The 10,190-nt window shown below is 50.1% G+C and carries 7 protein-coding genes and 2 rRNA genes (1 of these 9 running past the window's edge); 7 read left to right on the top strand and 2 right to left on the bottom strand.

All coding sequences use genetic code 11. The features are described 5' to 3' along the window. From ACO08I_RS14690 to ACO08I_RS14670, 5 genes are all read left to right on the top strand, one after another. A 23S ribosomal RNA gene (locus ACO08I_RS14690) occupies positions 1 to 2,400 on the top strand; it begins 385 nt to the left of the window's first position. A 105-nt stretch (positions 2,401 to 2,505) separates the two neighbouring features. Then, a 5S ribosomal RNA gene (rrf, locus tag ACO08I_RS14685) occupies positions 2,506 to 2,614 on the top strand. Positions 2,615 to 3,042: 428 nt separating this feature from the next. Then, positions 3,043 to 3,624 (top strand): RNA polymerase sigma factor, encoded by a 582-nt coding sequence (locus ACO08I_RS14680; RefSeq protein ID WP_238578235.1) that lies wholly within the window; start codon positions 3,043 to 3,045, stop codon positions 3,622 to 3,624. 4 nt (positions 3,625 to 3,628) lie between these two features. Continuing rightward, a complete protein-coding gene (locus tag ACO08I_RS14675; RefSeq protein ID WP_282777533.1) occupies positions 3,629 to 3,934 on the top strand; it encodes a hypothetical protein in 306 nt (101 codons plus the stop codon). A gap of 24 nt (positions 3,935 to 3,958) precedes the next feature. Continuing rightward, on the top strand, positions 3,959 to 4,792 hold the full coding sequence (locus ACO08I_RS14670) for a mechanosensitive ion channel family protein (protein WP_282777531.1): 834 nt from the start codon (positions 3,959 to 3,961) through the stop codon (positions 4,790 to 4,792). Here ACO08I_RS14670 and ACO08I_RS14665 read toward each other — a convergent pair whose 3' ends face one another. Next, positions 4,793 to 5,488: a glycoside hydrolase family 25 protein gene (locus ACO08I_RS14665; RefSeq protein WP_282777529.1), complete on the bottom strand. Its 696-nt coding sequence runs from the start codon at positions 5,486 to 5,488 to the stop codon at positions 4,793 to 4,795. A 246-nt stretch (positions 5,489 to 5,734) separates the two neighbouring features. On the opposite strand from ACO08I_RS14665, the gene ACO08I_RS14660 reads away from it, so the two are divergent. After that, on the top strand, positions 5,735 to 6,955 hold the full coding sequence (locus ACO08I_RS14660) for an aspartate aminotransferase family protein (RefSeq protein ID WP_421949695.1): 1,221 nt from the start codon (positions 5,735 to 5,737) through the stop codon (positions 6,953 to 6,955). Here the strand turns inward: ACO08I_RS14660 and ACO08I_RS14655 are convergent. Next, entirely contained in the window at positions 6,930 to 8,357 is a 1,428-nt protein-coding gene (locus tag ACO08I_RS14655; protein WP_052515791.1) for a lytic transglycosylase domain-containing protein, read from the bottom strand. The two genes, ACO08I_RS14660 and ACO08I_RS14655, sit on opposite strands and share 26 nt — an antisense overlap. Before the next feature lie 348 nt (positions 8,358 to 8,705). Between ACO08I_RS14655 and ACO08I_RS14650 the strand changes: the two genes are divergently transcribed. Continuing rightward, positions 8,706 to 10,157 carry a helix-turn-helix domain-containing protein gene (locus ACO08I_RS14650; protein WP_421949694.1) on the top strand — a complete coding sequence of 484 codons (1,452 nt, stop codon included), beginning with the start codon at positions 8,706 to 8,708 and terminating at the stop codon, positions 10,155 to 10,157. Positions 10,158 to 10,190 lie beyond the last annotated feature (33 nt).

Here is a 10,190-nt window from a genome sequence, read left to right as displayed (position 1 = left end):
ATCCTCCAAGGCTAAATACTCCTGAGAGACCGATAGTGAACCAGTACCGTGAGGGAAAGGTGAAAAGAACCGCAAGAAGCGGAGTGAAAAGAACCTGAAACCGTGCGCTTACAAGCGGTCGGAGTCCCGGTGTTACCGGGATGACGGCGTGCCTTTTGCATAATGAGCCTACGAGTTGCTCCTGTCTAGCGAGTATAAGGCCTTCAGGGCCGGATGCGCAGCGAAAGCGAGTCTGAATAGGGCGAGAGCTAGGCGGGGCAGACGCGAAACCGTGTGATCTACCCATGGGCAGGTTGAAGTTGGGATAGTCTCCCAATGGAGGACCGAACCGGTACATGTTGAAAAATGTTCGGATGACCTGTGGGTAGGGGTGAAAGGCCAATCAAACTCGGAGATAGCTCGTACTCCCCGAAATGCATTTAGGTGCAGCGTCAGGAAGAGTATCATGGAGGTAGAGCTACCAATAAGGCTAGGGGGCTTCACCGCCTACCAACCCTTGATGAACTCCGAATGCCATGATACTGCACTGGCAGTGAGGCAGTGGGTGCGAAGGTCCATTGCCGAGAGGGAAAGAACCCAGACCATCAGCTAAGGCCCCCAAGTGTACGCTAAGTTGAATGAACGAGGTGGGGATGCTATGACAGCTAGGATGTTGGCTTGGAAGCAGCCATTCATTTAAAGAGTGCGTAACAGCTCACTAGTCGAGCGTTCCTGCGCGGAAAATGATCGGGCATCAAGCGTGCCGCCGAAGCTATGGATGCTGACATCTTCGGATCGTCAGTATGGTAGGGGAGCATTCTGGTTGCGCTGAAGCAGTACTGTGAGGTATTGTGGAGCGGCTGGAAAAGAAAATGTAGGCATGAGTAACGATAAACAGAGTGAGAAACTCTGTCGCCGTAAGACTAAGGGTTCCTTGATCGATGTTAATCAGATCAGGGTTAGTCGGGTCCTAAGGGGCAGCCGAAAGGCGAACCTAATGGCAAACAGGTTAATATTCCTGTACCTGCATACACTAAAAAGGGGACGGAGCTGTGGATTGCCCGCGCACTGATGGAATAGTGCGTTAAACCCTTCGGGGGATAGTACAGCAAGCCTGCGAAGGCGAGCTGATAGTAGCAAGAAGCAGCTTCCAAGAAAAGCCGAAGTATGCAGCCCGTACCGTAAACCGACACAGGTAGTCGAGGAGAGTATCCTAAGGCGCTCGAGTGATCCGTGGCTAAGGAACTAGGCAAAATAGCCCCGTAACTTCGGGAGAAGGGGCGCTCCGGTTAACCCCGGAGCCGCAGTGAAGAGGCCCAGGCGACTGTTTAGCAAAAACACAGGACTCTGCGAAGCTGAAAGGCGAAGTATAGGGTCTGACACCTGCCCGGTGCCGGAAGGTTAAGGGAGGCGCTAATCTTCGGAGAAGGCGTTGACTGAAGCCCCGGTAAACGGCGGCCGTAACTATAACGGTCCTAAGGTAGCGAAATTCCTTGTCGGGTAAGTTCCGACCTGCACGAATGGTGTAACGATCTGGGCACTGTCTCAGCCACGAGCTCGGTGAAATTGAAGTATCGGTGAAGATGCCGGTTACCCGCAACGGGACGGAAAGACCCCGTGAACCTTTACTACAACTTCGTATTGTGCTAGGGTATAAAATGTGTAGGATAGGTGGGAGGCTTAGAAGCTGCCGCGCCAGTGGTAGTGGAGCCGTCCTTGAAATACCACCCTTTTTATACTTTGGTCCTAACCCTTCGGGGGACAGTGCGTGGTGGGTAGTTTGACTGGGGTGGTCGCCTCCTAAAGAGTAACGGAGGCTTACAAAGGTACCCTCAGCATGGTTGGTAATCATGCGCAGAGCATATGAGTATAAGGGTGCTTGACTGAGAGAGGGACGCCTCGAACAGGTGCGAAAGCAGGTTCAAGTGATCCGGTGGTCCCTTATGGAAGGGCCATCGCTCAAAGGATAAAAGGTACTCCGGGGATAACAGGCTGATCTCCCCCAAGAGCTCATATCGACGGGGAGGTTTGGCACCTCGATGTCGGCTCGTCACATCCTGGGGCTGGAGAAGGTCCCAAGGGTTGGGCTGTTCGCCCATTAAAGTGGCACGCGAGCTGGGTTCAGAACGTCGCAAGACAGTTCGGTCCCTATCTGTTGCGGGCGTTGGAATATTGAGGAGGGCTGACACTAGTACGAGAGGACCGTGTTGGACGTACCGCTAGTGTACCAGTTGTGCCGCCAGGTGCAGTGCTGGGTAGCTATGTACGGAACGGATAAGCACTGAAAGCATCTAAGTGCGAAGCCGGCTCCAAGATGAGTATTCCTAGAGGGCTGTAGAAGATGACTACGTAGATAGGCTACAGGTGGAAGCGCAGTGATGTGTGGAGCCGAGTAGTACTAATTGCCCGAAAGCTTCCCGTGAAAGGGAGCAAGCGCACACTACAGCGCTATTAAGGCTTGATTTCAAAGAACTTTCTGACCCCAACTTGTCAAGATATAGCCTGCCAAAGGGCAGTGCAAGAATTGCTGGTGGTTATAGCAGGGAGGTTCCACCTCTTCCCATTCCGAACAGAGCAGTTAAGCTCCCTAGCGCCGATGGTACTACGAAAGTGGGAGAGTAGGTCGCTGCCAGCTCAATCTAACCTTAAGCCCCGTTGCAGAATACCGCAGCGGGGCTTTCTGGTTTTATAGCCATACGATATAACCCAATATGCACTGAATGTAAAACCTGTCCAGCCGGGGGGCTGAAATAATGCATGGCTTTACTATTAACAGTTGTTGTAGATTAGTACTCGGTGTTTGTCATTCAAGGTCCTTTCTCGTATCTTCAACCTTAAATTAGAAATAGAAGGAGTAGATGGGCTCATGCAACATAATGCTCCTACATAACAACAGACTCTCCCTTCATTGATTAATTGCACATTTATTTTTATCGGATACTCCCTCGGCTGAAACGTTAAAGTTTATAGTAGTTCAGCATTTAGGAGTAACTTATTTCGGAAACTTGCGTCCCAATAGTTCCAGTATGGAAGTTACAGGGGCGGTGTCAAAACAAGTACCCCTTGGAAAACACTTGCAATAAAGAGATGAAGGACCTGAAGGTCATTCATAGTTACCTCGAAACGCAGGCGGCTGCTTGCTTCAAGGTGCTATATGATCGTTATGTCGGCAGAATCTATGCCAAGTGCATCTCAATGCTGAAAGATGATGCACTAGCCCAGGATGCGACCCAGGAAATCTTTACAAAAGTGTTTCTCAATCTGTCGAGGTTTAAGGAGCAGTCAAGGTTTTCTACCTGGGTTTATTCTATTACCTATAACTATTGCATCGATTACCTGCGCCGCAAGAAAAAACAAAAGGATCTGTTCTCTGATGACATGGAGCAGGCTCCGGACCTGGCAGAAGAAGAGGTTTCGGATAAAATTATCTTTGAAATAGAACTGGACCAGCTGGAGCAGGTCCTGCAGGAAATACCGGATAGCGACCGTATGGTGCTTTTGATGAAGTATCAGGACCGTATGTCAATTAAGGAAATCGCAGATATAATCGGCAAAACCGAAAGTGCAGTGAAAATGAAAATCAAACGGGCAAAAGCCAAAGCTCAGGAAACGAGGCAGGCTTTATTCCCCCAACCAATAATGTAGTGGCATGGAAGAAGGACCGAACAATTTCGAACGGCTTTTAGAGCGGCAGGCGGAGGCCATTCGCCCTGATGTACAGGAGCGGACGGAGCAGGGGTTGTTCAAAACCTTTGAATCACTTCGGTTGGTGGGGCAGTTGCTCGATGTCTTTGTGCCCAAAATGGTCGATGTGCTGGTCGTGGCAGCAGGAGGAGACTCTAGCACGAAACCTGTTTCTGCCGGGCTGGACGCACATGCCCGCAAAGGCCCGGCTGCGTCTCCAGATAACCATGGCCCTTCACTGCCGAAAGAAGGCTTGGATGAAATCAGATAATCAATAATTCAAAACAATTCCACCGTGGACACAACCAACTTTAATCTGTGGAAAATCCTTGAACAATTACTGGCGGGCTTTGCTGCCGTAGTTCCTAACCTGCTGGGCGCATTCGCCGTATTAATCATTGGGCTGATCGTATCAAAAATGGCTAGACGGCTGGTCCGTAAGATGTTAAAGAGTATCGGCGCCGACCACCTCGCCGAGCGGTTGAATGAAATAGAGCTCCTTAGTAATAACAACATACGTCTCGTACCCAGTAAGCTGTTGTCTACGGTTGTCTATTATTTCCTGTTGTTCATTTTTGTGGTAGCCGCTACGGATATCCTTAATATGGAGGTGATCTCCGTGCTCGTTGGCGATATACTCAACTACGTCCCGGTGGTGATTTCCGCTTTAGCTGTTTTGGTTATTGGGCTGTTCATCAGTGATTTTCTAAAGAATATTGTCAAAACCACTTGTGACTCGCTGGCTATCCCGGCAGCGGGGCTTATATCCAATATTGTATTTTACTTCTTATTTCTAAATGTGATCATGATTGCCCTGTCACAGGCTAAAATCGATACCGGTTTTATCCAGGACAACTTATCCATTATACTGGCAGGCATCGTATTTGCTTTTGCGATCGGTTACGGTTTTGCTTCCCGCAGCATCGTGGCCAACTTTCTGGCTTCCTTTTACAATAAAGGCAAAGTCAGCCTGGGTGATAATGTCGAAATTGAAGGCGTGACCGGAAAGGTGATCGCAATCGATAATAGCACGATCACTCTTGATGCGAAAGACCGACGGGTGATCGTACCCCTGAGCAAGCTTACCGAAAAGAATATTGCCATCCTCAAGTCTGACGCTCCGGCCTAGCTAACGCTGGGCCACTTCTGACAACACCGGAGCAGGAAAATAACAAAGGCTGTCCAGTTGTGCCATATCTCCCTGGAAGACATTAAAATCCACAGGGCCCGCTATGCCCTGGAGATTGCCGCGGTTGCCATATTGCCAAAATTGCCAGTCCCGGCCACAGGCAGGGCGGGGCTCCCGACGGCTGTACCGGGCGATCCATAACGGATACTCATCGAAGTGCCCTGCCAGGTACTTATTATAAAATTTAAGGTTGGTATACAAAATGGGTTTGACGCCGTAGTGAATTTCCGAAAGGTAAAGCCAGGTGAGCACACTACTGACCAGCTTCACTTTAGATACGCCGTCCAGCACTTCCACATCCAGCACAGGAGGGAGGTCGCCCGGTTCGATCTGTACGGCCGTCTGGAAGTTGAAAGCCTGCTCGTATACAGGGGTTTGAGGCCTGAAGAAATGGTAGGCACCACGCCGGATATCAGCCGCTTTCATGGCCGCCCAGTTGTCACAAAACAGCGTATCAATGAGGGTCATCCCTTCAGAAGCTTTAACAAATGCAAACTGCACGCCCTGCTCTGCGACCGATTCCCAGTCAATTTCCGCCTGATAATGAGAGACATCAATCCCATGTACCTCGTAGCCGGGCATACGGGTCGTCTCCTGTTCGCAACCGAACAGGAAAAAACTCAGACCAGCAATCACAAAAAAGTAGCTTTTCGAGCCCACCGTTTTCCTGCGTTTAATGCCTAAAAATAAGTAAAAGCCGGAGTACCTTGCAGGTATCTGAACTAATATCGCTGATTAAAAGGTGCTTGTAAAGTGCTTACAGCAGCTTTAGTATTTTGATAACAAGCATAGTTTTATTAAATACGGTGCAGCTGCCTGTAAAGATGCGGAAACCCAATTTAATTTACCCCGCTTGTCGAGTGCAGGACAAAAAATCAATTTATGAACCTTCGTCAGCTGTTTTTACAACATGTCGCTCAAACCAGCGCTTTCCCTTTGATGCTGGAAATTGATTCTGCGCAGGGCATGTACCTGCACAACAAAGAAGGAAAGGCTTATCTTGACCTGATCGCAGGAATTGGGGTCAGTTGCCTTGGGCATAAACATCCGGCAGTGGTAGAGGCAATTAAAACCCAGGCAGACCGCTATTTGCACACACTCGTGTACGGAGAGTTTGTCCTGGCGCCACAGGTTCAGCTGGCAGAATTGCTGGCCAGGCAATTGCCGGATTCTCTGGAAAGTGTATACTTTGTTAACTCAGGTACAGAGGCTACGGAAGGGGCGATGAAACTGGCTAAGCGCTACACGGGCCGTACGGAGATTATTTCCTGCAAAAAGGCCTACCACGGCAGTACACAAGGCGCTGCCAGCCTGATGTGGCCCAAAGATTTTACACAAGCCTTCCACCCTTTGCTGCCGGGCATAAGCCATATAGAATACAATTGCGAATGGTGCCTGCAGGACATTACCTCCCAAACTGCGGCGGTAGTCGTAGAGACGGTTCAGGGGGAATGGGGCGTGCGGCCACCCACCGAAGGGTACCTCAAAAAGCTGCGCCAGCGGTGTACAGAAGTAGGCGCCTTGCTCATCTTTGATGAAATACAGGCAGGCTATGGACGGACGGGCACGCTCTTCGCCTTTGAGCAGTATGATGTAGTACCTGATATATTACTGCTGGCCAAAGGTATGGGGGGGGGGATGCCTATTGGGGCGTTTATAGCGAGTCGCGAAGTGATGCTGGCCCTTTCTGATAAGCCCATTCTCGGGCACATTACAACTTTCGGCGGCCACCCGGTGAGCTGTGCTGCCGGGTTAGCGACCTTGCAAACACTCCTTTCCACAGACTATATCCAACAGGTAAAGCAAAAAGAGGCGCTTTTTCTCGAATTGCTAAAGCACCCGGGCATACGGGAAGTGCGCAGTGCCGGTCTGTGGATGGCCGTGGAAATGATCGATTTTGACTTTATTCAGGCCGTCATCAAACGCTGTTTGCAAGCAGGGTTGTTAACCGATTGGTTCCTGTTTAATGACCGCTCCCTGCGCATCGCCCCGCCTCTCATTATTACAGAGGAGGAGATCCGATGGGCCTGCGAGGTTATTCTTGACGCCGTGGAGCATACCTTTAAGGACAGAGGGCTTACTCGCTGGGATGTACTGCACTAAGAAGCGACCAGGGTATTTTGACTACATTTCCGGGACGCAGCTTGGCATCGGACGCCAGACCATTCATTTTTATAATATCGTTCACGTGCACACTCTGAAATTGACTGGAAAACTCCAGTAAACGCTGGCGTTGGCGTATCACAAAATGAGCAGGTACTGCTGGTAGCTCTGGCTGATATGCGCCGGGTAACTGCAGGGCAGCAGGCAATGGGACCGCTGGCAGGTGGTCAAGATCAGGTACCCTGGGCATTGGTTGGAACCGGCGGATTTTTTTAGGATAAAAAACCCTGAGCTCTAGCCCTGCGTCAAGGGTATCCGTTTTGAGCTGGTTCCAGGCAATAAGTTGATGGACAGAAACCTTAAGCCGTTCTGCAACCGCTGCAACTGATTCTTCCTGTGTAACAAAGTAAACAGTTTGGTGGTACTGATCAGGGATAGGAGGTAAGGCTTTCACCGGGCTCCCGTCAAAGAAAGCGTCTGCCAGGTGGTCGGGCCGTTTGGCTTCCATATAGTCTTTGACTGCCTGCATGACACGCTTGGGCAGAATAAGGAAATTGCCAGTCGGGTCATTCGGGATTAAGTCCCGTTTGTAAGCAGGATTAAGCGTTTTTATCCTGTCAATGGAAAGCCCGGTCAACTGGCCAATACGGTAAAAGCTAATTGCATCATACACCGTAATGGCTTCTGTGATTTGCAGTTCCAAATCTGGATATACGGGTTCGATATCGTACTGCTTGTAGTATTCCATAAGATACGTAGCAGCAATGAATGCAGGTACATAGTTGCGGGTTTCCCTGGGCATATAACGGCGGATCTTCCAGAAGTTCTTGCTACGCCCTCTTTTGATCGCCCGGCTTACCCGGCCAGAACCTCCGTTATAGGCAGCTAGTGCCAGAGCCCAGTCGCCATACTTCTCGTAAGCCTTTTTGAGGTAATGTATGGCAGCTTCCGTTGACTTATGGGGGTCCCGCCTTTCATCAACATAATCGTTGACTTTCAGCCCGTAATCGGCAGCAGTACCGGGCATGAATTGCCAAAGGCCTTCTGCACCCACCGGGGAAATCGCATGCGGGTCAAGGGCAGACTCGACTACGGGAAGGTATTTAAGCTGCTGTGGCATGCTGTGCTTAGCCAAAAGCGCTTCTATCGTTGGAAAATAAAGTACTGCTCTGCCTGTAACAAGCTCGGCCTTCCGGGCTTCCCGGCGGTAAAGGTAGCCCCGGATGTAGGCACCTACAATACTGTTATACTTTAATTCAAAGATGGGGTCTTCGATCTGTTCCAGGCGGTCGATAATGGTCGCCTCGTCAAATTCGGGGGTGCTGTCTGCATAAAGAGGCTGACAGGAAAGCGCTAAGCTAACCAACAGCCCTAAGGACAGTTTGAAACACTGGGTTTTCATGGGTAGACATTATTGTGTGAACAGCACGTGGGGCTCTGCCTCAAGCACTGTTAGCCTCCAAAATTACGAAAAATAGGCAAGCCATACCCCGACAAAATGTTAAGATCGGGTTTGGGATTGATAATCAGGATGTTAAAGAGGGGGTTGAGGCGGTTGCTGAACAGTAAAAGCCCGTTTGTGTTCAGTGGAGCAGAAATATAGACCTGGTATTTCCTCTGGTCAAAAGCGTACAGCCTGCCTTAGTTACCCTTGTACAGGAAATGTTTTGCGAAAATTCGCTAAAAACCCCTATTTTTGATCTCTATGAGCAGTAAGACCCAAAATGAGCGAATACTTTTCGGATTGAAAGTGAAGCAGTTACGCCAGTCAAAAGGCTTTTCCTTTGCGGAGCTTTCCAGGGAGTCAAAATTATCAGTCTCTTATCTGAATGAGATTGAAAAAGGAAAAAAGTACCCGAAGCCGGATAAAATTGAGACCCTGGCAGTTGCGCTTGGGGTACCGAGAGCAGACCTGACCTCCTTCGAGCTTAGCAAAAGCATGGCACCGGTCGGAGAATTGCTGCAGTCGAATTTCCTAAACGAGCTGCCCCTTGATCTTTTTGGCATAGAGCTGTCAAAAGTAGTGGAGATCATCGCGAACGCTCCGGTGCGGGTAGGGGCATTTATTTCCACACTTTTAGAATTGTCCAGGAATTACGCGCTCAAGGAAGAGAATTTTTACTTTGGGGCCCTACGTGCCTACCTGGAACTGCACAACAACTACTTTGAAGATCTGGAGGAAGAAGTAAGCCGTTTCATAAAGCTTTACGAAATACCCGAGGCCCGCCCCATCCCGGAAGCCACGCTGCGCCAAATCCTGGAAGACCGCTTTCACTATGAAATTGTGGAAAACGGGCTTGACCCTTACCCGGAGCTCAAACCACTGCGGTCCGTATTTATCAGCAAAGACAAGAAACTGCTGCTCAACCGAAAGCTCAGCCCCATGCAGCGGGCCTTTCAGTTTGGTAAGGAACTGGGCTTTGAAGTGTTGCAGCTGAAAGAACGGGCGAGTACTTCTTCCCTGCTCAAAGGGCGGGTGTTTGAAGAGGTGATCAACCATTCCAAAGCCATTTACTTTTCCGTTGCTCTGCATATCCCCCACGATCCTGTCATTGCGGATATGAGAGCCTTCTTCGCTCAGCCTAAGTGGGACGGGGAAGCCTTCCTGAGTATCATGAAAAAGTACGAGGCGACTCCCGAAATGTTTTACCACCGCCTCACCAATATCCTGCCCCGTTTCTTTGAGATGGGAAAGCTGTTTTTTCTGCGTTTTCTGCATGATCCGGAAGAAGACATATTCGAAATCGATAAAGAACTTCACCTGAGCCGGCGCCACCATCCACATGGCAATGGCCTGTTCGAGCATTACTGCCGGCGTTGGGTGGCTTTGTCGCTGCTTAAAGACCTTTTTCAGATGCAGCGGGAGGGGAAATACGTCGACAATATTGTCCGTGCACAGCGGTCCAGGTATATGGGTACGGCTGATGAGTACTTTTGCCTGACGATTGCCCGGCCGGCTTACCCCTCACCCGATCAGAACGTCAGTGTAACAATTGGTATTCTGATCACCCCGGAGGTGAAAAAGCGGATTGCCTTCCTCGAAGACCCGGCCATTCAGTTCCGCGAGGTCAACAAAACCTGCGAGCGCTGCCCGGTACCGGACTGTGCAGAGCGTGCCGCGGCTCCCAAGGTGGTCACCCGCAGGGAAAACCTGAAGCGGATTCAGGCCCGCCTGCAGGATCTGGAAGGAGCGGCGCACTGACATTCCCAATAGTAGACCCCCGGTTTACAGAAC

It is taken from the genome of Phaeodactylibacter xiamenensis, from assembly GCF_965229835.1.
Lineage (GTDB): Bacteria > Bacteroidota > Bacteroidia > Chitinophagales > Saprospiraceae > Phaeodactylibacter > Phaeodactylibacter xiamenensis.
Note: the sequence above shows the minus strand (reverse complement) of the source record. Positions and strands in the feature narration are given on the sequence as shown.